The sequence below is a fragment of the Massilia haematophila genome (genome assembly GCF_042647645.1).
GTDB classification, from domain to species: domain Bacteria; phylum Pseudomonadota; class Gammaproteobacteria; order Burkholderiales; family Burkholderiaceae_D; genus Telluria; species Telluria haematophila.
Genome location: NZ_JBHRVV010000001.1, coordinates 2893577 through 2918674, shown reverse-complemented (window position 1 = coordinate 2918674; position 25098 = coordinate 2893577). Strand labels below are relative to the sequence as shown.

Sequence of the window (25098 nt, the reverse complement as noted above, 5' to 3'; positions counted from 1 at the left end):
AGAATAACAGAATTACGGGCCGACGATTTTGAGTGCGTGATGAGCAGGCCCGGCGGGCCTTGCCCATGTCCTTACATCGGCACCTTTTTCAGCATTTCCAGGCCGACTTTACCGGCAGCAATTTCGCGCAGCGCGACGACGGTCGGCTTGTCCTTGGCTTCGACCTTCGGGGTGTGGCCCTGCAGCAGCTGGCGTGCGCGGTAGGTCGCGGCCAGGGTCAGCTGGAAGCGGTTCGGGACGTTTTTCAGGCAATCTTCGATGGTGATGCGGGCCATGGTGGACTCCAAATAGATAGAAGTGCGGCGGCGCGAACGACGCCGCAGACATTACGATTGTTGCAGTGCGTGGATACCCAGTTGGGCAAACAGCGAGGCGTTGCGGGCGGCCTGTTGGGCGAAGCGGCAGCGTGTCGCTTGGACAATCGCCCGCAGCTCGGCCAGGGCGACGTTGAACTCTTCGTTGATGATAGCATATTCGAACTCGGGAGCGTGAGCGATCTCGCCCCCGGCGGCCAGCAGGCGGCGCGTGATGATGTGCGGTTCGTCGGTGCCGCGCTTGTGCAGGCGCTCTTCCAGCGCCGCGATCGACGGCGGCAGGATGAAGATGCCGGCCGCGTCCGGGAACTGCTTCTTGACCTGGCGCGCGCCCTGCCAGTCGATTTCCAGCAGGATGTCGGTGCCGGTCTTCATTTCCTTTTCCACGGTCAGGCGGCTGGTGCCGTAGTAATTGCCGTGCACCTCGGCCCATTCCAGGAATTCGCCGCGCTCGGCGCGGGCGACGAAGTCCTCGGCGGTGGTGAAGTGGTACTCGCGGCCGTCCTGCTCGCCCGGACGCGGCGGACGCGTGGTGGTCGAGATCGACAGCTTGATGCCCGGCTCCTGCGCCAGCAGCGCGTTGACCAGGGTCGACTTGCCGGCGCCGGAAGGCGCGGCGACGACGAACAGGCTGCCGGAGAAAGCGGTGGTGAGCATGGTGTGTTCCTTTGATTCTGTGTTTTCTTCGATTGCGGTTTGTTTACCGCGATTATTCATCATATAGCTGAACGCGTGGGCACGGGGTGCCCACCCTACGTTTGATGCGGTAGGGTGGGCGCCCCGTGCCCACGCGTTCAAGCGGCGCTAAAAAAGCCACGCCGCCAATTCAAATTGTACTTACTCCAGGTTCTGCACCTGCTCGCGCATCTGCTCGATGAGCAGCTTCAGCTCCATCGAGGCGTCCGCCAGCTCCTTGACCGAGGCCTTGGCGCCGAGCGTGTTCGCTTCGCGGTTCAGCTCCTGCATCATGAAGTCCAGGCGCTTGCCGACCTGGCCGCCTTTCTTCAGGATGTGGCGGGTCTCGTTCAGGTGGGCCGACAGGCGCGACAGCTCTTCCGAGACGTCGATGCGGATGCCGTACAGCGTCACTTCCTGGCGGATGCGCTCGAACACTTCCTGGCGCGTCAAGGTCGACGGGTTGCCGTGGCCGGCCAGGCCCAGCGCGTCCTGCATACGCTCGACCGCCTTTTGCTGGAACTGGGAAATGACCTGCGGGATCAAGGGGGTGATGCGCCTGACGATCGCTTCCATCGCGTCGATGCGCGACACCAGCATGGCTTCCAGCGCCGCGCCTTCGCGCTTGCGGCTCTCGACGAAAGCGGCGATGGTCTTCGCGGTGAGGGCGGCCACGTCGGCCTGCAGCGACTCCTGGCCGATGTGCGATTCCTCGATCACGCCGGGCCAGCGCAACAGCTCGGCGACCGACATTGGGGACGCCTGGGCGAAGTGGCGGCTGACCTCGCCCTGCAGCCGCGCCAGGTCGGCCAGCAGTTCCTGGTTCAGCGCCTGGGTGCCGCCGCTGGCCTTGCGGCCGAAGGACAGTCGGGCTTCGACTTTGCCGCGGGTGATGGCGGCCATGATCGCGGCGCGCAGGTCCGGTTCCAGCGCGCGCAGCTCGTCGTTGATGCGGAACTGAAGATCGAGAAAGCGCGAATTGACGCTCTTGATTTCGATCGTGAGGGTGCCGGCAGCGCCTTCGCTGGTGGCAACCGCATAACCTGTCATGCTTGAAATGCTCAATGGAGTCCCCGGTTTGTAGAGCGTCTGTACAACTCCCCTAGCGGCCTGCATTCGTCTCGCCGTATTGACGTTTTGTCCGCGGCGATGCGCCAGGTGCTGAGGTTGTTGCTGGACGCTCTTTATTCTTTACAAAGCCGACATTTATCCACACAATCGCCGTGTTATGCAAGGAACTCTTCAGTATGGCCGCACAAAATAACGCACCCTTGCCGGATGGGCTGGAGATTGCCGGATATCGTATTGTAAAGAAAATCGCGTCCGGCGGGTTCAGTATTGTCTATCTTGCATATGATGCCGAAGGCAGTGCGGTGGCCATCAAGGAGTACCTGCCGAGCGCGCTCGCGCTGCGCCAGCCGGGCGAGCTTGCGCCCACGGTCGCCAAGCCGCACCAGCCGCTGTTTCGCATCGGCCTGAAGTGCTTCTTCGAGGAGGGCAGGGCGCTGGCGCGCGTGAATCACCCGAACGTGGTGCGCATCCTGAACTTCTTCCGCGCCAACGAGACGGTCTACATGGTGATGGCCTACGAATCGGGCCACTCGCTGCAGGAGCACGTCGCGCGCGTGGTGGGCAAGGGCAGCCGCCTGAACGAGCGTTTCGTGCGCAAGGTATTTACCGGCGTCTGCCACGGCCTGCGCGAAGTCCACGCCAACAAGCTGCTGCACCTGGACCTGAAGCCGGCCAACATCTACCTGCGCAGCGACGGTTCGCCGATCCTGCTCGACTTCGGCGCCGCGCGCCAGGCGATCAACAAGGACCATCCCATGCTGGCGCCGATGTACACGCCGGGCTTCGCACCGCCCGAGCTCTACGCCAGGGGCGCGCCGCTCGGGCCATGGTCGGACATCTACAGCATCGGCGCGGCCCTGTTCGCCTGCATGAGCGGCGCGGCGCCGCAAGCGGCCGACGCCCGCGCGAACGAGGACAAGCTGGCTGCGCACTTCGCGCGCATCGAGGCGGCCTATTCGCCGGAACTGCTCGACGTGGTGCGCGCCTGCCTGGCGCTCGACCCGATGGCGCGTCCGCGCAGCGTGTTCGAAGTCCAGAAGGTGCTGCAGGCGGCGCCGGCCCAAGCGATCGCGGAAGAAGTCCCGCCCGTCCCCGCGCCGGCCGTGGGCGGCTTGCGCGGCCTGTTCGGGCGCCTCGGCGGTCTCGGGCGCGCAAAGGGCGGCAGCGCCAATTAAAGGAGCCAGGCATGCAGTTTTCCGTCTACCAGCAAAGCCACATCGGCGCGCGCCGCGTCAACCAGGACCGCATGGGCTACTGCTTCACGCGCGACGCGCTGCTGCTGGTGCTGGCCGACGGCATGGGCGGCCACCTGCACGGCGAGGTCGCCGCGACCATCGCGATGCAGACCCTGTCGATGATGTTCCAGATGCAGGGGCGCCCGGCCATCAGGAAGCCCGAGCGCTTCCTGGAGGAGGCCCTGACGCAGGCGCACCGCGACATCCACGCCTATGCGGCGCGCCACCAGCTGCCCGACACGCCGCGCACCACGGTGGTGGCCTGCCTGGTGCAGCACAACTGCGCCGTGTGGGCGCATTGCGGCGACTCGCGCCTGTACTGGCTGCGCGCAGGCCAGGTGCTGGCGCGCACGCGCGACCACTCGCACCTCGAATACCTGATCGACAAGGGCCAGGTCGACCCGGCGGATGCGCCGAACCACCCGGATCGCAACAAGCTCTACAACTGCCTGGGCGCCCATACTCCGCCGCGCATCGAGCTGTCGCGCCAGTCCGTGCTGCAGGCCGGCGACGTGCTGCTGCTGTGTTCCGACGGCCTGTGGTCGACGCTGCCGGACCACGAGATCGTGCGCAGCCTGGCTGCCGGCACGGTGGTGCAGGCGGTGCCCGAGCTGGTCGCGGCCGCCGTGGCGCGCGGCGGTGCGCGCGGCGACAACACGACCGCGCTGGCGATCAGCTGGCAGGGCGACGACGGTGCCGGCGCCGGAGCCGGCCTGCCGAACGTGGTCTCGACCCAGATGCTGGCCGCCGACCAGGTCAGCAGCACCATCGTCGGCGCAGGCGCCGAACTGGATGCCGCGCTGGATGTCGATCCGTTCGACGAAGACGCCATCGAGAAGGCGATCGCCGAGATCAACCGGGCGATCGAGAAGTCCTCCCAATTACTCAAATAGACAAAGGTCCACCATGACATTCGCAACCCGTCCGAGCGGCCGCGCCGTCGACCAGCTGCGCGACATTCGCATCACCCGCCAGTACACCAAGCACGCCGAAGGTTCGGTGCTGATCGAATGCGGCGACACCAAGGTGATCTGCACCGCCAGCATCGAAGAAAAGGTGCCGGGCTTCCTGAAAGGGAAGGGGCAGGGCTGGCTGACCGCCGAATACGGCATGCTGCCGCGTTCGACCCACAGCCGCATGGACCGCGAAGCCGCGCGCGGCAAGCAGACCGGCCGCACCCAGGAGATCCAGCGCCTGATCGGCCGCTCGCTGCGCGCCGCCTTCGACCTCGAAGCCTTCGGCGAGCGCACCCTGCACCTGGACTGCGACGTGATCCAGGCCGACGGCGGCACCCGCACCGCCGCGATCACTGGCGCCATGGTGGCCGCCCACGATGCGTTTTCGAGGCTGGTCGCCGGCGGCGTGCTGGCCGCGGTGCCGGTGAAGCACTTCGTCGCCGCGATCTCGGTCGGCGTCTACCAGGGCACGCCCGTGCTGGATCTCGATTACCTGGAAGATTCGGGCTGCGACACCGACATGAACGTGGTGATGACGGAACAGGGCCATTTCGTCGAAGTGCAGGGCACGGCCGAGGGCGCGGCTTTCGATCGCGCCGGCATGAACCGCCTGCTCGACCTGGCGCAGGCCGGGATCGCGGACCTGGTGCGGCTGCAGAAGCAGTCGCTCGGCATCGCCAAGTAAGCCATCACGGCCGCCGACCGTAGGGTGGGCACGCCGTGCCCACGCGTTACGCGCGTATCCGTGCGTCCGCAACGACAACGATTCGCCCCGCAACGCACGCGATCGACGCTGGCGCCAACATGACGCTTGTGGACACGTTGCCGTTGTGCGCATGGCCGGGCCTCGGCCGGGCCAACGCTGCTCATGCTTTCGCGTGGGCACAGGTGCCCACCCTACGGTCCGCGGCAACGGCTCCACCGGCGCGCGAAATCGCGAAAAGGTAAAATACCCCCTTCGTCTTACCCTCCCGCCACCACCATGACCCAACGCCTCATCCTCGCCTCGAACAACGCCGGCAAGCTCAAGGAATTCCAGCAGATCCTCGGCCCGATCGGTTTCACCCTGCACCCGCAGGGCGAATTCAACGTGCCGGAAGCCGAGGAGCCGCACGCCACTTTCGTCGAGAACGCCCTGGAGAAGGCGCGCCACGCTGCGCGCCTGACCGGCCTGCCGGCGCTGGCCGACGACTCGGGCGTGTGCGTGAACGCGCTCGGCGGTGCGCCCGGCGTGTATTCGGCGCGCTTTGCCGGCGAGCCGAAGTCCGATGCCCGCAACAACGAAAAACTGGTGGCGGAGCTGGCCGACAAGGCCGACAAGTCGGCGTATTACTACTGCGTGCTGGTCTACGTGCGCCATGCCGACGATCCGCAGCCGATCATCGCCGACGGCCGCTGGGATGGCGAAATCATCGCCACCCCGCGCGGCGAGAACGGCTTCGGCTACGATCCTTACTTCCTGATCCCGGCGCTGGGCAAGACCACGGCCGAACTCACGCCCGCGGAAAAGAACGCGCAGTCGCACCGCGGCCAGGCCCTGCGCGCACTGGTAGAGAAACTGAAATGATCCCGATTAAAATTGTAAGTGCCGCACCGGCAGCTGAGCCGCGCTCACCTGCCTCCGCTGCATTGCAATACCTGCAGCCGGGCGCGCTGAACCTGGCGGCGCTGCCGCCGCTGTCGCTCTACATCCACTTCCCCTGGTGCGTGCGCAAGTGCCCCTACTGCGATTTCAATTCGCACGAGGCCAAGGGCGAGCTGCCGGAAAAGGCGTACCTGGACGCCGTGCGCCTCGACCTGGAACAGTCGCTGCCGCTGATCTGGGGCCGCAAGATCCACACGGTCTTCATCGGCGGCGGCACGCCGAGCCTGATGTCGGCCGCCGGCATGGACCGCCTGCTGTCGGACGTGCGCACCCTGCTGCCGCTGGAGCTGGATGCCGAGATCACGATGGAGGCCAATCCCGGCACTTTCGAGGTCGAGAAGTTCCGCCACTACCGCGACAGCGGCGTGAACCGCCTGTCGATCGGCATCCAGAGCTTCAATGGCGAGCATTTGAAAGCCCTGGGCCGCATCCACGACGAGCGCGAGGCGCTGCGCGCGGTGGAGATCGCGCGCTCTACTTTTGAGAACTTCAACCTCGACCTGATGTACGCGCTGCCTTCGCAGACGCTGGAGCAGGCGCAACGCGACCTCCAGACCGCGCTCTCCTTTGCGCCCCCGCACCTGTCGCTGTACCACCTGACGATGGAGCCGAACACGGTCTTCGCCAAGTACCCGCCGCAGCTGCCCGACGACGACACCAGCGCCGACATGCAGGACATGATCGCGGAGGTCACTGCGGCCGCCGGCTTCGAGCACTACGAGGTGTCGGCCTATGCGCAGCCGGGCCGGCGCGCGCGCCACAACCTGAACTACTGGACCTTCGGCGACTACCTGGGCGTGGGCGCAGGCGCGCACTCGAAGATCTCCTTCCCGCACCGCGTGCTGCGCCAGGCACGCTTCAAGCAGCCGAACTCTTTCATCGAGGCGGCGAAACGCGGGAACCCGGTACAGGAAGAGCATGAAATCGCGCGCGCCGACATGGGCTTCGAATTCATGCTCAACGCATTGCGCCTCACCGGCGGCTTCGATCCGAACCTGTTCGGCGAGCGCACCGGCATGAGCATCACGGCGATCGGCAAGGCCCTCGATACGGCCGAGGCCAAGGGTTTGCTGTACCGCGACTTCAAGCTCATCCGCCCGACCGAGCTGGGCCAGCGCTTCCTGAACGATTTGCAGGAAATGTTCCTGAACGAGGCCGAGTAACAGTCCGGTCAGCCGCGCGTGGCGCCCGCCAGCGCGGCGATCGTCTTCGACAGCCCCGTGACGACGCGCGCCATGCTCTCGTAGTCGAGCTTGTCGGGCGTGTCCTGCGCCGTGTGATAGTAGGGATAGCGCATGAAGGCGGTGTCGGTGATCATCAGCGCCGGATAGCCGTGCCGGTTGTAGGCGCTGTGGTCGGACAGGGTCACGCCCATCGTGTGCGCCGGCGCGGCCAGGCCCTGTGCCGGGAAATCGGAGGCGTCGCGGAAGGCCGCCAGCGCCTGGCGCACCAGCGCCGAGGACTCGATCGTGCCGACGAAGGCGATGAAGTTGCCGGTATCCGGATACTGTCCGTCCAGCCCCGGCGGCAACCGCTGGCTGCCCGGCTGGTCCGTGTAATAGCCCATCGTTTCCAGCACCAGCGCGCCCTCGACCTGCTGCCCCTGGCGCTTCAGCTCGGCCGCATGGCGCATGCTGCCCATTTGCTCGCCCATGAAGAAGGGCGGTTCCTCGTTGACGAAGAAGACGAAACGCACCTCGGTGCCGGCGGCCGGCTGCGTGGTGCGCAGCAGGCGCGCCAGCTCGAGCACGGCCGCGGTGCCGCTGCCGTTGTCGTTCGCGCCTGGCGCGCCTTGCGCCGAATCGTAGTGGGCGCCGACGATGAAGATGCGCTCCGGCCGCTTGCCTTTGGCGACGTTGTCGATCGCCACCTCGATGTTGCGCACGCGTTGCCCGCCGGCCTCGTATTCCTGGCGCGCGGGCTTGTAGCCGGCGCGTTCCAGCGCCGTTTCGATGTAGCGGGCGGCATGCTCGAGCTGCTCGGGCTTGTTCGTGTTGTGTTCCTCGGAGGCGACGGCGCGCACATGCTGGCGCATGCGTTCGGCCAGGTCGGGCGCCGCGCGGGCGGACTCGGGGCTGATCGTCAAGATCGCCACCATGATGAGCAGGACGAGCGCAACGATGACTTTCCAGTGTGAGTGAAAAAAGTTCCGCATGGCAGTGGGCGGCGCCTCAATGGCGCCATCACCAATAGACCCGTCCAGTGTAGCCAAGTTCAGTTCAACAGGGCCGCACGGAACCGTTGCAAGCGATGGCCCCAAAAAAGGCGAAAAAAAACCGGGGCACAGGCCCCGGTTTCCGTTACGACATATGCCGGCGATCAGCGCGCCGCCTGCGCTTCCGGCGCAGGCTCGCCCCAGCCGCCGCCCAGCACGCGGTACAGCGTGACCTGGTTCTGCAGGCGCGCCAGGTTCGCTTCGACCGCCGACTGCTGCGCCTGGAACAGCGAGCGCTGGGCGTCGAGCAGGTCGAGGTAGCTGGCCGCGCCGCTGCGGTAGCGCAGGTCGGACAGCTTGAAGCGGGTTTCCTCGGCGGTAGCCACGGCGCGCTGGGCGCGCAGCTGTTCGCTGAAGGTGGCCTGGCCCGCCAGCGCGTCCGCCACTTCGCGGAAGGCGGTCTGGATCGTGCGCTCGTACTGCGCCACCGCGATGTCGCGACCGGCGCGGGCGACGTCGACGCCCGCGCTCACGCGGCCAAGGTCGAAGATCGGCAGGATCGCTTGCGGGGCAAAGGTCCAGCCGAACGAGCCGCTCTTGAACAGGCCCGACAGCTCGGTGCTGGCGCTGCCGGCGCTGGCGGTCAGCGAGATGCGCGGGAAGTAGTTCGCGCGCGCCGCGCCGATGTTGGCGTTGGCCGCGATCAGCTGTTGCTCGGCCTGGCGGATATCCGGACGCACGGTCAGGAGGTCCGAAGGAAGGCCGGCCGGCAGGTCCGGCAGCTCGGTCGTCGCCAGGGTGGCGCCGGCCGGCAGGTTCTCCGGGATCGGCTGGCCCACCAGCAGGGTCAGCGTGTTGGCATCCTGGGCGCGCAGGCGGCGCAGTTGCGCCAGCGTGGCGCGCGCCGTCTCGACCAGCGAGGCCGACTGCTGCAGTTCGAGGTTCGACGAGACGCCGTTCTCGAAGCGCAGCCTGGTCAGGCGCAGCGATTCCTCGCGCGTCTTGAGGGTCTGCTCGGTGAGCGCCAGCAGCTCGTCGTCGGCCAGCAGCGACAGGTAGCTGTTGGCGACCGAGGCGATCAGGCTGATCTGAGCGGTCTTGCGCGCTTCCTCGGTGGAGAAGTACTGCGCCAGCGCCGCTTCGGACAGGTTGCGCACGCGGCCGAACAGGTCGAGCTCGAAGTTCGACACGCTCAGGCCGGCCTGGTAGGCGCTCTGGATCGGCTGGTCTTCGCCGACGCTCTGGCGGTTGCCGGTGACGGCGGCCGATACGGTCGGCACGCGGTCGGCGCGGGTGATGCGGTACTGGGCGCGCGCCTGCTCGATGTTCAGGACCGCCACGCGCAGGTCGCGGTTATTCGCCAGCGACAGCTCGATCAGCTGGCGCAGGCGGGCGTCGGCGAAGAAGCGCTGCCAGGCGATGCTGGCCGGCGCTTCGGTGGTCGCGGTCGGCAGCGTCACGCCGCCTTCGGCCGGCAGCTGCGGGAAGCTGCCGGCAACCGGTGCGGCCGGGCGCTCGTACTTCGGCGCCAGGTTCACGCAGCCGGCCAGCGCCAGTGCCAGGACCAAGGGAGTGAAACGTTTAGTCTTGGATATCAGAGTCATTGAATTTTTTCCTTCACTACGCTGCCGGTGTCTTCGTGGTGCGTGTACAGCTCGTTCTGGCGCTTGCTGCCCTTGAACAGGGTGCGGACCACGACGAAGAAGACCGGCACGAAGACCACGCCCAGTGCGGTTGCCGTGATCATGCCGCCCATCACGCCGGTACCGATGGCGCGCTGGCCGGCCGAGCCGGCGCCGCTCGCGATCACCAGCGGCAGCACGCCGAGGATGAAGGCCAGCGAGGTCATGACGATCGGGCGGAAACGCAGGTGCGCCGCTTCGAGCGCCGCCTGCATCGGCGACTTGCCCTGCGCCTGCAGGTCCTTCGCGAACTCGATGATCAGGATCGCGTTCTTCGCCGCCAGGCCGATAATCGTGATCAGGCCGACCTTGAAGTAGACGTCGTTCGACAGGCCGCGCATCGACGCCGCCAGCAGCGAACCGAGCACGCCCAGCGGCACCACCAGCAGCACCGCCACCGGGATGGTCCAGCTTTCATACAGCGCGGCCAGGGCCAGGAACACCGCCAGCAGCGAGAAGCCGATCAGGATGAACACGGTCGAGCCGGACAGGATTTCCTCGCGCGACTGGCCGGTCCATTCGAAGGCGAAGCCGGGCGGCAGCTGGGCTGCCAGGCGCTCCATCTCGGCCAGCGCCTGGCCGCTCGAGTAACCCGGGGCCGGTTCGCCGGTCAGCTTCATCGACGGATAGCCGTTGTAGCGGATGGTCTGCATCGGGCCCGTGACCCATTCGGTCGACGCGAACGAGGACAGCGGCACCGGGCGGCCCTGGGTATTCAGCGCGTTGATGCGCAGCAGGTCGTCCGGCTGCATGCGGTTCGGCGCATCGGCCTGGACGATCACGCGCTGCAGGCGGCCCTGGTTCGGGAAGTCGTTCACGTAGCTCGAACCGAGCGAGGTCGACAGCGCCGAGTTGATCGCGCTGAAGGTCACGCCCAGCGCTTGCGCCTTGTCGCGGTCGATGTTCAGCTTGAGCTGCGGTGCGTCTTCCAGGCCTTCCGGACGCATGCCGGTCAGCACCTTGCTCTGCATTGCCATGCCCAGCATCTGGTTACGCGCCTTGACCAGCGCTTCGTGGCCGTTGCCGCCGCGGTCCTGCAGGCGGAACGAGAAGCCGGTGCCGGTGCCCAGTTCGGGGATCGGCGGCGGGCTCACCACGAAGATGAAGGAGTCGCGCAGGGCGCCCATGTGCATCGTGATGCGGTTGGCGAAGGATTGCGCGTCCTGGCCCTGGCCCTTGCGGTCGGCCCAGGGTTTCAGCGGGATGAAGGCGAGGCCCATGTTCTGGCCCTGGCCCGAGAACGAGAAGCCGGTAACGGCCACCATGTTCGCGTATTCCGGCTGCTTCATGACGTACTCTTCCATCGCGCGCAGCACGACGTTGGTGCGCTCGGCGGTGGCGCCCGGCGGCAGCTGGATGTTGGCGATCACATAGCCCTGGTCTTCGTTCGGCAGGAAGGAGTTCGGCAGGCGGGTGAACAGCAGGCCGACCACGCCGACCAGCACCACGAACACGACCATCCAGCGGCCGGCGCGGCCCAGGATCGAGCCGACGAAGCCTTCATAGCGCTTGGCGCCGGCGCTGAAGTTACGGTTGAACCAGCCGAAGAAGCCTTTCTTCTCCATGTGGTGACCGGCTTCGACCGGTTTCAGCAGGTGCGCGCACAGCGCCGGGGTCAGCGACAGCGCCAGGAAGGCCGAGAAGGCGATCGAGGACACCATCACCGCCGAGAACTGGCGGTAGATGTTGCCGACAGCGCCAGAGAAGAAGGCGAGCGGCACGAACACCGACATCAGGACCACGGTCACGCCGATGATGGCGCCCGAGATCTGGCCCATGGCCTTGCGGGTTGCCTGCAGCGGCGGCAGGCCTTCCTCGGACATGATGCGCTCGACGTTCTCGACGACCACGATGGCGTCGTCGACCACGATACCGATCACCAGCACCATGCCGAACATGGTCAGCACGTTGATCGAGAAGCCCAGGGCCAGCAGGGTCGCGAACGAACCGAGCAGGGCGACCGGCACCACGATGGTCGGGATCAGGGTGTAGCGGAAGTTCTGCAGGAAGACGTACATCACGACGAACACCAGCGCGACCGCTTCGAGCAGGGTATGCACCACCTGTTCGATCGAGATGTTGATGAAGGTGGTCGAGTCGTACGGGATGGTGTACTTCATGCCGTGCGGGAAGAACTTCGACAGTTCCTGCATGCGGGCCTTGATCAGGTCACCGGTTTCCAGTGCGTTACCGGTCGGCGACAGCTGGACGCCGATACCGGCCGACGGCTTGCCGTTCAGGCGCGCCGAGGTGGCATAGGCCTGGCCGCCGATCTCGATGCGGGCGACGTCCTTCAGGCGCACGGTGGAGCCGTCCGGATTGGCGCGCAGCACGATGTTGCCGAACTGTTCGACGGTCGCCAGCTGGCCGGCCACGATCACGGTGGCGGTGATCTGCTGGCCTTGCGCCAGCGGCAGGTCGCCGATGGTGCCCGAGGCGACCTGGGCGTTCTGCTGGCTGATCGCGGTGTTGACGTCGGTCGGCGACAGGTTGAAGCCGACCAGCTTGGCCGGATCGATCCAGATGCGCATCGCCTTCTCGGTGCCGAACAGCTGGGCCTGGCCCACGCCCTTGATCCGCTGGAGTTCCGGCAGGACGTTACGCGAGGCGTAGTCGCCCAGCGCCACCGGGTCCCAGTTCGGGTCGTCCGACGACAGGATGGTGAACAGCAGGAAGTTCGAGCGTGCCTTGTCGACGCGCACACCCTGCTGGGTCACGGCCGGGGGCAGGCGCGGGGTCGCGCGCGACAGGCGGTTCTGGACGTCGACCTGGGCCAGGTCGGGGTCGGTGCCGGTCTCGAACGAGATGGTGATCGAGCCGGTGCCGTTGGCCTGGCTGGTCGATTCCATGTAGATCATGCCTTGGGCGCCGTTCATCTCGCGTTCGATGACGGAGATGACGGAGTCTTCGAGCACCTGTGCCGACGCGCCCGGATAGGCGACGTTGACGACGATCGAAGGCGGCGCCACGGTCGGGTATTGCGCGATCGGCAGTGTTTTGACGGCAACACCGCCAAGCACCATGATGAACAGCGCGATCACCCAGGCAAAAATAGGGCGGTCAATAAAAAAGCGTGCCATGAAAAGTCCTGTTCCTTTTACTCAGTGACGACTCGGTCACCAATTACTGGCGGCTCTGGCCTGGCGTGGTCGCGCCGGCGGCCGGCGAACCGGTAGCCGGGGTGCGCGAACCGCCGGCGGCATTGACGGCCGCGGCGCCGGTCGCGTTCGGCTGGGCCGGGTTGCCTGCGGCGGCCGGAGCGGTGCCGGAGTTCTGCGGGGTCCAGGCCACCGGCTGCACCGGGGTGCCCGGCGGCAGCATCTGCAACTTCTGGAAACCGTCGACCATGACGCGCTCGCCTTCCTTCAGGCCATCGGTCACGACCCAGTTACTGCCTTCCTGCGACGCGATCTTGACGGTGCGCGGGGTCGGCTTGTTGTCGGCGCCGATCACCATCAGGGTGTCGCCGGTCTGGCCGCCACGCGTGACGGCCTGTTGCGGCACCAGGATGCCCGACGGCAGCTCGGCCTGGGCCAGGCGTACGCGCACGTACTGGCCCGGCAGCAGGGCGTTGTCCGGATTCGCGACCTGGGCGCGCAGGGTCACCTGGCCGCTGGTCGGATCCACGGTCACGTCCGAGAACAGCAGCTTGCCCTGGCGCGGCAGCACCGTGCCGTCGTCCAGCACCACGGTCACCGGGATGGCCGCGTCGATGCCCTTGCCGCCGGCCTGCTTGCGCAGGCGCTGCAGCTCGGAAGCCGACTGGGTGATGTTCAGGAAGACCGAGTCGGTCTGCTGGATCAGCGCCAGCTGGGTCGCTTCGGCGCTCGAGACCAGGGCGCCTTCGGTCACCAGCGCGCGGCCGATGCGGCCCGAGATCGGGGCGTAGACGTTGGAGTAACCGTAGTTAATCTGCGAAATCTTCAACTGCGCCTTGGCCGAGGCGACGTCGGCCTCGGCCTGCTTGGCGGCGGCCACGGCGTTGGTGTATTCCTGCTTGCTGATCGCATTTGCCTCGACCAGCGGCTTGTAGCGCTCGACGGTGGCGGAAGCCGAGGTCAGGTTGGCCTGGGCGCGGCCGACGGCGGCCTGCGACGCGTTCAGCTGGGCCTGGTAGGGTTCCGGATCGATCTGGTAGAGCGACTGGCCCTGCTTTACCATGCCACCTTCCGTAAACGTACGCTTGAGGACGACGCCGTTGACGCGGGCGCGGACTTCGGCCACGCGGATCGCTTCGACACGCGCCGGCAATTCGGTTTCAAGGGCGACCTGCTGGAACTTGGTCGTGATGACGCCGACTTGCGGCGGCGGCATCTGGCCGCCGGCGCCAGGACCGGCCTGGGCGGCGTCTTTCTTGCCGCAGGCCGACAGCAGGGTCACCGCCATCAGCGTGCAGGCGGCAATCCGGGTCAGGGACAGGGGAGAGGAGTGGGCAGAGCGCATTACGTGTGCTTCCTTCTGGTTTTATTAAAAAGACAAAACCGCCCTCATGAACCTCTTCGAGGTCCCTGTGCACGGTATGTCACTGGCTTTTGCGAAATTTTTTATATACTATCACGAGTGTATGTTTAACGTGTTGGACCACCTAAAAAAAGGTTCTTCGCGGGGAATGGGGGAAGACGGGATTGACGAACTGAGCAGGAGGTGGTGGCGGAGGTCTGATGTTGGTAGATTGATAGTCGCCAAACAAATCAGTCTGTCAAACCACCGCCATGCTCAATGCTATGCCGTCTGTCCCGTTTTGGGAAGGCCATATTGTCGATGCCGTCCACGAACAAGAGGACGGGTCGCTGTTAATCGTTCTCGATACCAGCCCTTCAAGCGAAGCTTTGTGCGGGGCATGCCGCCAGCCTTGCGCTCTGGTTCATGAGTGCCGAAGGCGTAAGGTGCGTGACCGCGACATTCTGGATAGGCGTGTCTGGCTCGATGTGCCGGTGCGGCGACTGGACTGCCATCACTGCGACGCACGGGTAGCCGAGCACATTGTTTGGCTCGACCGCCGGGCGCGCATCACGCACCGCGTGCGCCTCTGGGTGGAGGCGCTGGCACAGCTGCTTCCGATAGCCCATGTGGCCCGGTTGACCGGCCTGCACTGGCATACCATCAAGGACATCGATCATCGGCGCTTGCAGCACCTGCATGGTGGCTTCTCGGCAGAAGGCGTACGGCGCTTGGTCATGGACGAATTCGCCCTGCACAAGGGGCACCGGTACGCCACTGTCGCCCTGGATGCCGAACGAATGCGGGTGCTATGGGTGGGAGAAGGCAATAGCCGGGAAGCGATTCGGCCGTTCTTCGAGTTGCTGGGAGAGGAAGGCTGCCAGCGGATCGAAGCCGTTGCCATGGATATGAACACGGCCATGGACCTCGAAGTTCGCCAGCAATGTCCAAACGCAGAAGTCGTCTACGACCTGTTTCATGTGGTGGCGCGCTTCGGTCGCGAAGTGGTCGACCGGGTTCGTGTCGACCAGGCCAATGCCTTGCGTGCCGAACCAAAAGCCCGCCAGGTCATCAAGCGCAGTCGCTGGCTGTTACTGCGCAATCGTGACAACCTCAAGGCCGAGCAGGCCGTCAAGCTCGAAGAGCTGTTGGCTGCCAACCAGCCCTTGGCAACGGTTTACCTGCTCAAGACCGAGCTGAAGGAAATCTGGTATGCGCCATCAGTCCGGGACGGTGCCCGGCGGTGGAAAGCCTGGCTCAAGCTCGCCTTGCAAAGCCAGATCGCACCGCTGATCCAGTTTGCCAAACGCCTGGCCAAATATCGCCGCGGCATCCTGGCATCAGCCATCTATCCGATGAGCTCATCGATCCTTGAAGGCGTCAACAACCGCATCAAGGTCATCAAGCGCATGGCCTACGGTTTTCGGGACGCATCCTACTTCTTCCTGAAAATCAAGGATGCGTTCCCCGGCAAAGTGCGATGAACCTAAAAAAACGGAGAGAAGATGGCCCGCAGAACCAAGGAAGAAGCGGCCGCTACGCGAGACAGCATCCTCGATGCAGCAGAGCAATTGTTTGTAGAACAGGGAGTATCGCGAACGACCTTGCAGCATATCGCAAGCGCTGCCGGTGTGACGCGCGGCGCGATTTATTGGCATTTTGACGACAAAGGCGCGCTCTTCAACGCGATGATGGAGCGCGCCACGCTGCCGTTCGAGTGCGCGCTGACCGTGCTGAACAAGGCCAGCGAGACCGATCCGCTCGACGACCTGCGCAGTTTCGTGCTGGAGATCTTCCGGGTAACCGAGCAGGATCCGAAGGCGCGCAGGGTGTTCGAGATCGCTTCGCTGAAGGTGGAATTCGTGAGCGAACTCGACGCCGTGCGGGTGCGCCGCAGCCAGAGCAAGAAGGAGTGGATGGCCCATGTGGAAGAACGCATTAAACTGGGCATCCGCGGCGGACAGATCCGTGCGGACGTGAATGCGCGCGTGCAGGCACTCGGCCTGTGGTCGATGATGGATGGGTTGATCCGCAACTGGATGTTCGAACCCGGCTCCTTCAGCCTGCTCGAGACCGGCGGACAGGTGTTCGATACCCTGCTCGACGGTATTCGCGCCAAGCAAACGGAATAAAGAGCGCGGAATAAAGAGCGCGGAATAAAAAAGGCGCGGACCAGCCGCGCCTTTTTTCTGCCATGAACTGCCGATCAGCGCAGTTCTTCGATCATCTTCTTCAGCTTGGCCGAATCGGCCACGAAGGCGCGGATGCCTTCGGCCAGCTTCTCGGTCGCCATCGCATCTTCGTTGAGCATGAAGCGGAAGTTCTTCTCGTCGACGGCGATCTTTTCGATGGCCACATCGGCGTCCGCCACCAGCTTGCGCTCGACCGGCGCGTCGGTGTCGGCCAGCTTCTGCAGCAGGTCCGGCGAAATGGTCAGCAGGTCGCAGCCTGCCAGTTCCAGGATCTGCGAGGTGTTGCGGAAGCTCGCGCCCATGACTTCGGTGTCGTAGCCGAATTTGCGGTAGTACTGGTAGATGCGCTTGACCGACTGCACGCCCGGATCGTCCGCGCCTTGATAGTCGGTGCCGGTCGACTTCTTGTACCAGTCGTAGATGCGGCCCACGAAAGGCGAGATCAGCTTGACGCCCGCTTCGGCGCAGGCCACGGCCTGGCACAGCGAGAACAGCAGGGTCAGGTTGCAGTGGATGCCGTCCTTTTCCAGGATCTCGGCGGCGCGGATGCCTTCCCAGGTCGAGGCGATCTTGATCAGCACGCGCTCGCGCGAGACGCCGGCCTTTTCGTACAGGGCGATCAGTTCGCGGCCCTTGGCGACCGTGGCTTCGGTGTCGAACGACAGGGCGGCATCGATCTCGGTCGAGACGCGGCCCGGGACGTACTTCAGGATCTCGACGCCGAAGGCGATCAGGAGATTGTCGACGATCGCCTCGACCGATGCGCCGTTGGCGCCGGCGACGGCCTGTTCCAGCAGCGGACGGTATTCCGGCTTCTGCACGGCCTTCAGGATCAGCGAAGGATTGGTGGTCGCATCCTGCGGCGCGTAGGCCTTGATCGACTGGAAGTCGCCGGTGTCGGCGACCACGGTGGTGTATTGCTTCAGTTGGTCGAGCTGGTTCATATAATTTGCCTATTTAATAATGCTACCGAATAATATTTGCATGCTGCTTGTAGGGTGGACACCTGTGCCCACGCGGTACGGCGCTGGTTCGGTCGAAACGTCCAACCGCGCAGCGCCGACATCAGCAGTCGGTCGCTTCCAGGAACGCCGCGACCATCGCTTCCAGCCCCGCGCGGTCCTCATCCGAGAAGCGGTCCAGCTGCGGGCTGTCGATGTCGAACACGCCGACCAGCTTGTCGTTCTTGACCAGCGGGATCACGATTTCCGAGTTCGAGGCCGAGTCGCAGGCGATGTGGCCCGGGAAGGCGTGCACGTCCGGCACGACGATGGTCTTGCGTTCGACGGCGGTGGCGCCGCAGACGCCGCGCCCGAAGGGAATGCGTGCGCAAGCCGGCTTGCCCTGGAAGGGGCCGACCAGCAGGTCCTGGCCTTCGCCCTTTTTAGCGGGGACGGTGAGGTAGAAACCGGCCCAGTTCAGGTCGGCGATGGTGTCGTAGACGAGCGCGGAGAACTGCGAGGCGTTCGCGATCAGGTCGCGCTCGCCTTCGAGGACGCTGGTGACCTGGCGTACCAGCAGGTCGTAGTCGGGACGGGTGCTGCGTTCTGGGTTGATGTGCATGGCGCTGTCGATCAGGCTGGACGAAAAGCACTATTCTACAGCCAGCACGCGCGGCCGGCAGGCGGCGAATCGGAGCGATCAGGATGGGCCCGATCCCGCCTGCCGCCTGCCGGGCTTACCGGACAGTCTTGCGCCGCAGGCGGGCTGCCGCCAGCAGGCCGGCGCCGAACAGGGCCAGCGTCGCCGGTTCGGGGACCTCGGCCGGAAGCTCTGCACCCTCGCGCGCGAGGTAGCCGGTGGCGCCGGCGCACGGTTCGGGGCGGTGCCAGGGGCAACCGGCCTCGATCATTTCGTAGTCGCTGTTGGCGTCGACAATGGTAAATGTCCGGCCGACCGACTCCATGTAGAGGTGGCTCTCGCTGTCGTTGAGGTAGATCGAACCGCTCAGGAAACCGTCCGCCCCGAAGCTGAGCTGCAGGTCGATGTAGCCCAGCTGGCTTTCGAAGCCGCCATCCTGCAGCGACCATTGCACGCCGTAGGGACCGGGGAAGGTGTAGCGCAGGTTCAGCAGGCCGGGCGGCGGAAGATCGTCGTTGAAGTGCTCGAAATAATAGTTCAGCGTGCCGGCCTGGACCGTGGCTTCGTCGAACTCGAGTTCGAGGGTGATGCCATACGGCGTTTCGTCGTTCGTCGCCTGCCATTGGTAGATGACGCCCGCCTGGCTGCACAGCGGCAGCAGGGACAGCGCGGCGGCTGCAAGGTAAGACAGAATTTTCATGACCCCTCCTTGGTTTTGGTGCTGTCATCCATAGCAAGGAGCGGGCCAGACGCTCAATTGCTCGCCAAGTGCTTGAATACGCTCGCTTTCCGGCCGACTTGTGTCATGCGGCCCGCGATCCTGTAAAGATTTTCGACGGGCGCCGGGCTGGCGCTTACCCTGCCGATGCCGCCGGTTCCGGCGCCGCCTGTCCGTTGACCGCACGCCGCAGCTCGTCGAGCGTGGCCGGTTTGGTCAGGTGCAGGTCGAAACCGGCGTCGAGGGCGCGGCCGATGTCGTCCTGCTGGCCGTAGCCCGTCAGTGCCACCAGGCGCGGCGCCAGGCTCAGGCGCCGCAGCGCGCCCGCCAGGGCGTAGCCGTCCATGTCCGGCAGGCCGATATCGAGGAACGCCACCGAGGGCGCGCAGCGCGCCGCGACGGCCAGCGCCTCGGCCCCGCTGTGGGCCACGCAGACCTCGTGCCCGAGCTGGGCCAGGATCGCCGCCGTGGCGGTGGCGGCGTCGAGGTTGTCGTCGACCAGCAGCACGCGCTCGGGCGCCGCATCATGGGCGCCAAGCCGCGTGGCGGAAGGCGCCGGCGCCGGCGCCAGCGGCAACTCGACCACGAAGCGGCTGCCGCGGCCGGGACCGTCGCTGTGGGCGCGGATCCGCCCGCCGTGCAGCGCGACGATCTTGTGGACGATCGCCAGGCCCAGGCCGAGCCCGCCGGTGCTGCGCGCAAGCTGCTGCTGCGCCTGGTAGAAGGGTTCGAACACGCGCGCCAGCAGCTCGGGCGGCATGCCGATGCCGCTGTCGGCCACTTCCAGCCGCGCCCAGCCGTCGCACTCGCTCAAGCCGACCCGCGCCTTGCCCTTGCCGAAGCGCTCGGCATTCGACAGCAGGTTGTTCAGGACCTGGGCCAGCCGGCTTTCGTCGCCGTGGACCCACAGCGCGGCGGGCGCCGCCAGCTCCACGATCATTCCGGGGCGGCTGGCGGCGCCGTGGCGCACCAGCTCGGCCAGGTTCAGCGGCCGCGGATCGAGCCCCATCTTGCCGGTCGCGATGCGCGACACGTCGAGCAGGTCGTCGACCAGCCGCTTCATGTGCTGGACCTGGCGCCGCATGATGCCGCGTTCGCGCTCGCTTGCCCGGTCGCCGCGCAGGTCCATCAGGTCGAGCGAGGCGACGATCGGGCTGAGCGGATTGCGCAGTTCGTGGCCGAGCATCGCGAGGAATTCGTCCTTCACCTGGCCGGACTGGCGGCTTGCCTCGAGCGCCTGCTCGAGCGAGGCGAGCAGGCGCGAACGCTCCTGTTCGTGGGCGGCGCGCTGCCTCGCCGCGGTCTCGATGGCCTCGCCCATCAGGCGGAATTCCTTGACCCGCGAGGGCGCCACCGTCGCCTGCTCGCCGGTGCCGAGCGCGGCGGTTGCCGCCTGCAGCGTGCGGAAGGTCCTGGCGATGCGCGCCGACAGCAGCCAGGCAATGCCGATGCTTGCCAGCAGGGACAGCGCCAGGCCCCAGCCATAGAGGGCAATGCCCTCGAGCGTCGCACTTCCGACCGTCGTCGTCGGCACGCTGAGCGCGACGCTCCAGCCGTAGCGCGACAGGCGGGTATAAGCGGTGGTGACCGCTTCGCCCTCGAGCGTGGTGGTGGCGCCGATGCCTTCCGGCGCGCGGCTGCGGATCAGCCTGGCCAGCGAGGCGCTGGGCGGGGTGGCGACGGTCTGTTCGTGACGCGACGAGCGGGCGACGATCGCGCCGGAAGCATCGATAATCGCGATCACCGATCCGGCCGGCGCCCGCTGGCGCTCGATCACGCGCAGGATGCGGTCTGGCTGGAGCGCGCCGGTCAGCGCATACAGCCGGCCGGCGTGGTCGCGCACGGGCACGCGGACCGGGAAGGCCGGCCGCCCGCGCGGCCCGCGCGCCACCTGTCCGACCAGCGGTTTTTGCACGGCGAGCAGTCGCTGCAGGCTGTCCGGATCGGCGATGCGTCCGCCGGCGGCGCCGAAAGGGCTGGTGGTGCGGAACAGGATCTTGCCCTCGGCGTCGGTGAGGATCACGGTCAACCATTCGGGATGGGCAGCGGCCTGCCGGGCCGCGATGTAGTAGAAGCCGCGGATGTCGCCGGCGCCGATGGCCGGCGCCTGGGCCAGGTTGGCCAGGGTCGAGACCGCGCCGTCGAGTTCCGCGTCGACGGCGCTGGAGAGGGCGCGCGCCAGGTCGAGCATCGCGCGCTCCTGCTCGCGCTGCTGGTACTGGCCGGCGGCATGCAGCGACCACAGCCCGAGCAGGGCGAGCGGCAGCAGCCCGATCGCGCTGAGGAGGATGAGCAGCCGGCGCAGCGAAATGGTCATACCGGATGGCGACGGCATAGCTTAACCCTGGGTAAAAAAACATTATACGGCGAAACGCCGGGCTTGTTTTCCCGTCAAGGGGGGCTTCAGCTGGCGGGCGCCACTTCCAGCAGTTCGAAATGCAAGGTCACGAATTCGACGTCGTCATGCAGGTCCAGGTGCGGCAGGCAGCGGACGTGGACTTCCCTGAATTCGTCCGCGCTCGCAAAGGTCTCGCCGCGCCAGACGTCTTCCGGAATGTCGCCGAAGCGGACGACGCGCACCTCGGTCGCGCGGATCGTGCAGCGCCGGCGTCCGCGCAGGTCGTGGACGTCGATCAGGTCGCCGGCCGCATAGGCGCCGTCGCCCAGTTCGCCATAGCCTTTGTAGTAGTCCTCGACGGTGTCGGCGGTGACGGTCTTGCGTCCGGCGATCACGTCCAGGACCAGGCTGTCGTCGTCCGCGTGCGCGCCCCAGAAGGTCAGCTTCTTGCGCAGGCCCATGAATCAGCCGATGAAGGAATCGAACTGCATGTCGAACTCCTGCAGCGCCTTTTGCGCATTCTGCATCTTGCGCCGGAACTCGGGGCCGCGCTGCAGGGCCAGGCCGACCGCCAGCACGTCGATCACGACCAGGTAGGCCAGGCGCGCCGAGATCGGCGTGTAGGGGTCGATGTTGAAGACCAGGTCGATCGGGATCAGCACGGTCGCCATGTCGGCCAGCGGGGTGCCCGAGGGCGCCAGCACGATCACGTCGGCGCCGCCGCGCCGCGCCAGCTTGGCCGAGCGTACCAGCGAGGGATTGTTGCCGCGCTGGGAGATCGCCACCACGCAGTCGCCTTCGCGCAGCAGGGCGGCGGCGATCGAGTGGATCGCCGGGTCGGTGTAGGACACGGTCGGCACGCCCGAGCGGAAGAACTTGTGCTGGGCGTCGGCCGCGACGAAGCCCGAGGTGCCCTGGCCGTAGAACTCGATCTTGTTCGCGCGCGACAGGATGTCGAGCGCCTTCTGCACCGACTCGGCATTCAAATTGTTGCGCAGGTCGAGCAGGGTGTTGATCGAGCGGCTGCAGATCTTGTTCACGAGGTCGGCGGCCAGGTCGTCCTGGGCCGGCTGCTCGTTGGCGGCGGGCAGGGCCAGGGCCAGTCCCTGCGCGAGTTTCAGCTTGAATTCGTGCCAGCCGTCGTAGCCGAGGGTGCGGCAGAAACGCACCACGGTCGGCTCGGACACCTGCGCGCTCTTGGCCAGCGCCGTGATGTTCTGGCTGACGGTGGCGCTGGGTGCTTCGAGCACCGCGAGCGCGACCTTGCGCTCGGACTTCGACAGCGAATCGAGCTGGGTGCGGATGGAGTCGAGCAGCATGATGAAATCAGTCCTCAGGCAGCGGTGAAGCAGGGGTTTCGCGTTGCATGGCAACGCGCCTGCGGAACGGTCCGGCCATGCTTGGCCGGATTCCTTGCGCTCTAATATTCAATCTTCTGGAAGCGCTTCTTCGCGCCACTGCAGGCCGTCGCGGCCGATCAGGGCCGACGAGGCGGCCGGGCCCCAGGTGCCCGAGGCATACGGCACCGGCGCGGTATCGTCCTGCTCCCAATGGTCGAGGATGGGCTCGACCCATTCCCAGGCCGCTTCCAGCTCGTCGCCGCGCATGAACAGGGTCAGCTGGCCGCGCAGGACGTCGAGCAGCAGCCGTTCGTAGGCTTCCATGCGCGGCGCCTTGAACTGCTCGCGGAAGTCGAGTTCGAGCTCGGCCTGCTTCAGGCGCATCGAGTCGCCCGGGGTCTTGGCCATCAGGTTCAGCGACAGGCCTTCGTCCGGCTGCAGGCGGATCACCAGGCTGTTCGGCTGGAAGCTCGAGGTCGGCTGGTTGAAGATCGAATGCGGGATCTGCTTGAAGCGCACCACGATCTCGGCCAGGCGGTCGGCCATGCGTTTGCCGGTGCGCAGGTAGAAGGGCACGCCGGCCCAGCGCCAGGTGTCGATCTCGGCCTTCATGGCCACAAAAGTCTCGGTCTTCGAGCTTTTCGGCGCGTCCGGTTCGTCGCGGTAGCTCGGCACGGCCTGGCCGTCGACGAAGCCGGCGCGGTACTGGCCGCGCACGATGTTCTGGGAGAGGGTGGTCGGGGTGAAGCGCTTCAGCGAGCGCAGCACCTGCAGCTTGGCGTCGCGCACGGCGTCCGGCGCGATCGAGGTCGGCGGCTCCATCGCCACGATGCACAGCAGTTGCAGCAGGTGGTTCTGCAGCATGTCGCGCAGCGCGCCCGAGGTGTCGTAGTAGCCCAGGCGGTTGCCGACGCCGATCTTCTCGGCGATGGTGATCTGCACGTCCGAGATCCATTCGCGCCGCCACAGCGGCTCGAACAGCACGTTACCGAAGCGCAGGGCCAGCAGGTTCTGCACGGTCTCCTTGCCGAGGTAGTGGTCGATCCGGTAGATCTGCGATTCGGCGAACACCTTGCCCACGTCCAGGTTGATCTGCTTGGCCGACGCCAGGTCGCGTCCCAGCGGCTTTTCCAGCACCACGCGCGAGTTCGGTGTGGCCAGGCCGGTTTCGGCCAGGTTGTCGCAGATGCGCGCGAACAGGCTGGGCGGCGTGGCCAGGTAGTAGACGCGCGTGATGTCCTCGTTCTTGCGCAAGGCCTCGACCAGCGGCGCATAGGTCTGGACGCGGGTGGCGTCGAGCGCGACGTAGGTGATGCGCTGGAGGAAGCGCTGCCACTTTTCCTCGACCACGGTCTCCTTGATGTGCGGCCTGGAGTGGGTCTCGATCATGTCCAGGAAGGCTTCCTGCGAACTCTCGTCCTTGCCGACGCAGATGATGCGCGCGGTCGGCGGCAGGTCGTTGGCGACGTCGCGCGCATACATTGCGGGCAGGAGCTTGCGCATCGAGAGGTCGCCGCTGCCGCCAAAGAAGACGAGGTCGAAATCGGAAAGAGCCATGGGTATCAGGACAAAGAGTAATGGGAGTCGTGTGTAAATTTACTACACAGATATGCGCTTAGCAAGAAATTCTACTACGTGTATTGGAGAGGATCGATGGTGCCATAGGCTCGGGAGGTGGGGCGCGCCAGTCGCTGGGAGGAGGCGTAGGGTGGGCGCCCCCGTGCCCACGCGTGAACGATGAGCAGACGCGGCGCTCTGTCAACGCCAACATGAGGCATGCGTTACGCGTGGGCACGGGGCGCCCACCCTACGGCCTGTGCGCACGCCGGCAGTGACATGCTGCCGGCGTTGGCTCAGCGCCGGTAGTCGGGCTGCACCACACCCGGCACGTCGACCCGCAGCGCCAGCACCTTGCCGGTCAGCGGATACTGCTCCTTCTCCGCATTCGAGCGGCCGTGGCTGGCGGTGGTGATGTAGAGCGTACGCAGGTCGGCGCCGCCGAAGGCGAGCCCGGTCGGGCAGCGCAGCGGCAGCTGGACTTCGCGCAGCAGTTCGCCCGTCGGCGACAGCTTGAGCAGGCGCCCGCCCTCGAACATCGCGATCCAGTAGTTGCCCTCGCTGTCGACGGCGGCGCCGTCGGGGCGGCCGCCATAGTCCGGCGAGTTCTTATCGGTCGAGAAGGTGACGAGGTTGCGATTGAGCGCAGCCGCGCCGGCATCGGGATCGAAATCGTAGACGTCGATGCGGTGGCTGGTGGTGTCGGCGTGGAACATGGTGCGCCCGTCCAGGCTCCAGGCCAGGCCGTTCGAATTGGTCATGCCGCCCGACCAGGCCAGGCGCAGCTGGTCGCGTTCGAGCACGTACATCTCGGCGGCCGGCTTGTCGCGCGGCTCGTACATGGTGCCGACCCAGAAGCGGCCCTGCGGATCGACGCGGCCGTCGTTGAAGCGCACCATGCTCGTGTCGTAGGGAGCCGGGCAGATGTCGGTGACTTCGCCGCTGGTCGTATTCAGGCGCACGAAGCCCTGGCGGGTGGCGACGACCAGGTTGTTGTCGCCGTCGGCGGCGATGGCCGAGGGTTCGGACGCCATCTTCCAGGACGAGAACTTGCCGCTGGCCGGGTGTACGCGGTTGACGGTGAGCCCGTTGATGTCGACCCAGTACAGGGCCGACTCGACGTCGTGCCACAGCGGGCATTCGCCGACCTGCATCGCTTCGTCGTGGACGACGTCGATCTTCGCATTCTTCATGGTGGT

The 25098-nt window shown here is 66.1% G+C and carries 22 protein-coding genes; 7 read left to right on the top strand and 15 right to left on the bottom strand.

Translation table 11 applies throughout. The features are described 5' to 3' along the window. Nucleotides 1-71: 71 nt before the first annotated feature. The 3 genes from rpoZ to ACFOPH_RS12965 form a co-directional block, all read right to left on the bottom strand. A complete protein-coding gene (gene rpoZ / locus ACFOPH_RS12975) occupies nucleotides 72-275 on the bottom strand; it encodes a DNA-directed RNA polymerase subunit omega (RefSeq protein WP_005665923.1) in 204 nt (67 codons plus the stop codon). 51 nt (nucleotides 276-326) lie between these two features. Then, nucleotides 327-971 carry a guanylate kinase gene (gene gmk, locus ACFOPH_RS12970; protein ID WP_379735667.1) on the bottom strand — a complete coding sequence of 215 codons (645 nt, stop codon included), beginning with the start codon at nucleotides 969-971 and terminating at the stop codon, nucleotides 327-329. A 180-nt stretch (nucleotides 972-1151) separates the two neighbouring features. Further along, nucleotides 1152-2039, bottom strand: coding sequence for a YicC/YloC family endoribonuclease (locus tag ACFOPH_RS12965; RefSeq protein WP_312553118.1), 888 nt, complete (start codon nucleotides 2037-2039; stop codon nucleotides 1152-1154). A 197-nt stretch (nucleotides 2040-2236) separates the two neighbouring features. Here ACFOPH_RS12965 and ACFOPH_RS12960 point away from each other — a divergent pair, with 197 nt between their 5' ends. From ACFOPH_RS12960 to hemW, 5 genes are all read left to right on the top strand, one after another. After that, on the top strand, nucleotides 2237-3235 hold the full coding sequence (locus ACFOPH_RS12960) for a serine/threonine protein kinase (RefSeq protein WP_312553117.1): 999 nt from the start codon (nucleotides 2237-2239) through the stop codon (nucleotides 3233-3235). An 11-nt stretch (nucleotides 3236-3246) separates the two neighbouring features. Next, nucleotides 3247-4188, top strand: a complete 942-nt coding sequence (locus ACFOPH_RS12955; protein ID WP_379735664.1) for a PP2C family protein-serine/threonine phosphatase — start codon at nucleotides 3247-3249, stop codon at nucleotides 4186-4188. 13 nt (nucleotides 4189-4201) lie between these two features. Continuing rightward, a complete protein-coding gene (gene rph / locus ACFOPH_RS12950; protein ID WP_379735662.1) occupies nucleotides 4202-4936 on the top strand; it encodes a ribonuclease PH in 735 nt (244 codons plus the stop codon). Nucleotides 4937-5233: 297 nt separating this feature from the next. Continuing rightward, nucleotides 5234-5818 (top strand): RdgB/HAM1 family non-canonical purine NTP pyrophosphatase, encoded by a 585-nt coding sequence (gene rdgB, locus ACFOPH_RS12945; RefSeq protein ID WP_312552454.1) that lies wholly within the window; start codon nucleotides 5234-5236, stop codon nucleotides 5816-5818. Beyond that, complete coding sequence (gene hemW / locus ACFOPH_RS12940) at nucleotides 5815-7059, top strand: radical SAM family heme chaperone HemW (RefSeq protein WP_379735659.1); 1245 nt, start codon at nucleotides 5815-5817, stop codon at nucleotides 7057-7059. Before rdgB ends, hemW begins: the two co-directional genes overlap by 4 nt. An 8-nt stretch (nucleotides 7060-7067) precedes the next feature. On the opposite strand, the gene ACFOPH_RS12935 is transcribed toward hemW, so the two are convergent. From ACFOPH_RS12935 to ACFOPH_RS12920, 4 genes are all read right to left on the bottom strand, one after another. Next, complete coding sequence (locus ACFOPH_RS12935) at nucleotides 7068-7982, bottom strand: M28 family peptidase (protein WP_379735657.1); 915 nt, start codon at nucleotides 7980-7982, stop codon at nucleotides 7068-7070. Nucleotides 7983-8215: 233 nt separating this feature from the next. After that, entirely contained in the window at nucleotides 8216-9655 is a 1440-nt protein-coding gene (locus tag ACFOPH_RS12930; protein WP_312552460.1) for an efflux transporter outer membrane subunit, read from the bottom strand. Continuing rightward, on the bottom strand, nucleotides 9652-12813 hold the full coding sequence (locus ACFOPH_RS12925; protein WP_312552462.1) for an efflux RND transporter permease subunit: 3162 nt from the start codon (nucleotides 12811-12813) through the stop codon (nucleotides 9652-9654). The genes ACFOPH_RS12930 and ACFOPH_RS12925 overlap by 4 nt, the downstream gene beginning before the upstream one ends. Nucleotides 12814-12856: 43 nt before the next feature. Beyond that, the gene (locus tag ACFOPH_RS12920; RefSeq protein WP_379735655.1) at nucleotides 12857-14176 is read right to left on the bottom strand and encodes an efflux RND transporter periplasmic adaptor subunit; all 1320 of its coding nucleotides are present in this window, start codon (nucleotides 14174-14176) and stop codon (nucleotides 12857-12859) included. 269 nt (nucleotides 14177-14445) lie between these two features. On the opposite strand from ACFOPH_RS12920, the gene ACFOPH_RS12915 reads away from it, so the two are divergent. Next, nucleotides 14446-15657: an ISL3 family transposase gene (locus ACFOPH_RS12915; protein ID WP_379733102.1), complete on the top strand. Its 1212-nt coding sequence runs from the start codon at nucleotides 14446-14448 to the stop codon at nucleotides 15655-15657. A gap of 21 nt (nucleotides 15658-15678) precedes the next feature. Further along, complete coding sequence (locus ACFOPH_RS12910; RefSeq protein WP_312554071.1) at nucleotides 15679-16305, top strand: TetR family transcriptional regulator; 627 nt, start codon at nucleotides 15679-15681, stop codon at nucleotides 16303-16305. Between the two features lie 74 nt (nucleotides 16306-16379). Here the strand turns inward: ACFOPH_RS12910 and tal are convergent, their stop codons facing one another. From tal to ACFOPH_RS12870, 8 genes are all read right to left on the bottom strand, one after another. Next, the gene (gene tal, locus ACFOPH_RS12905) at nucleotides 16380-17309 is read right to left on the bottom strand and encodes a transaldolase (RefSeq protein ID WP_312554069.1); all 930 of its coding nucleotides are present in this window, start codon (nucleotides 17307-17309) and stop codon (nucleotides 16380-16382) included. Nucleotides 17310-17430: 121 nt separating this feature from the next. After that, the gene (locus ACFOPH_RS12900; RefSeq protein WP_312554067.1) at nucleotides 17431-17928 is read right to left on the bottom strand and encodes a GAF domain-containing protein; all 498 of its coding nucleotides are present in this window, start codon (nucleotides 17926-17928) and stop codon (nucleotides 17431-17433) included. Between the two features lie 115 nt (nucleotides 17929-18043). Next, entirely contained in the window at nucleotides 18044-18646 is a 603-nt protein-coding gene (locus ACFOPH_RS12895; RefSeq protein WP_379735652.1) for a PEP-CTERM sorting domain-containing protein, read from the bottom strand. A gap of 154 nt (nucleotides 18647-18800) precedes the next feature. Continuing rightward, entirely contained in the window at nucleotides 18801-20981 is a 2181-nt protein-coding gene (locus ACFOPH_RS12890; protein ID WP_379735650.1) for a hybrid sensor histidine kinase/response regulator, read from the bottom strand. A gap of 86 nt (nucleotides 20982-21067) precedes the next feature. Next, nucleotides 21068-21463, bottom strand: coding sequence for an ASCH domain-containing protein (locus tag ACFOPH_RS12885; protein ID WP_379735648.1), 396 nt, complete (start codon nucleotides 21461-21463; stop codon nucleotides 21068-21070). A 3-nt stretch (nucleotides 21464-21466) separates the two neighbouring features. Beyond that, a complete protein-coding gene (locus ACFOPH_RS12880) occupies nucleotides 21467-22321 on the bottom strand; it encodes an SIS domain-containing protein (RefSeq protein ID WP_312550272.1) in 855 nt (284 codons plus the stop codon). A 108-nt stretch (nucleotides 22322-22429) separates the two neighbouring features. Then, complete coding sequence (gene zwf / locus ACFOPH_RS12875; protein WP_379735646.1) at nucleotides 22430-23899, bottom strand: glucose-6-phosphate dehydrogenase; 1470 nt, start codon at nucleotides 23897-23899, stop codon at nucleotides 22430-22432. A 296-nt stretch (nucleotides 23900-24195) separates the two neighbouring features. Further along, complete coding sequence (locus tag ACFOPH_RS12870) at nucleotides 24196-25092, bottom strand: SMP-30/gluconolactonase/LRE family protein (RefSeq protein WP_312550270.1); 897 nt, start codon at nucleotides 25090-25092, stop codon at nucleotides 24196-24198. Nucleotides 25093-25098: the final 6 nt, after the last annotated feature.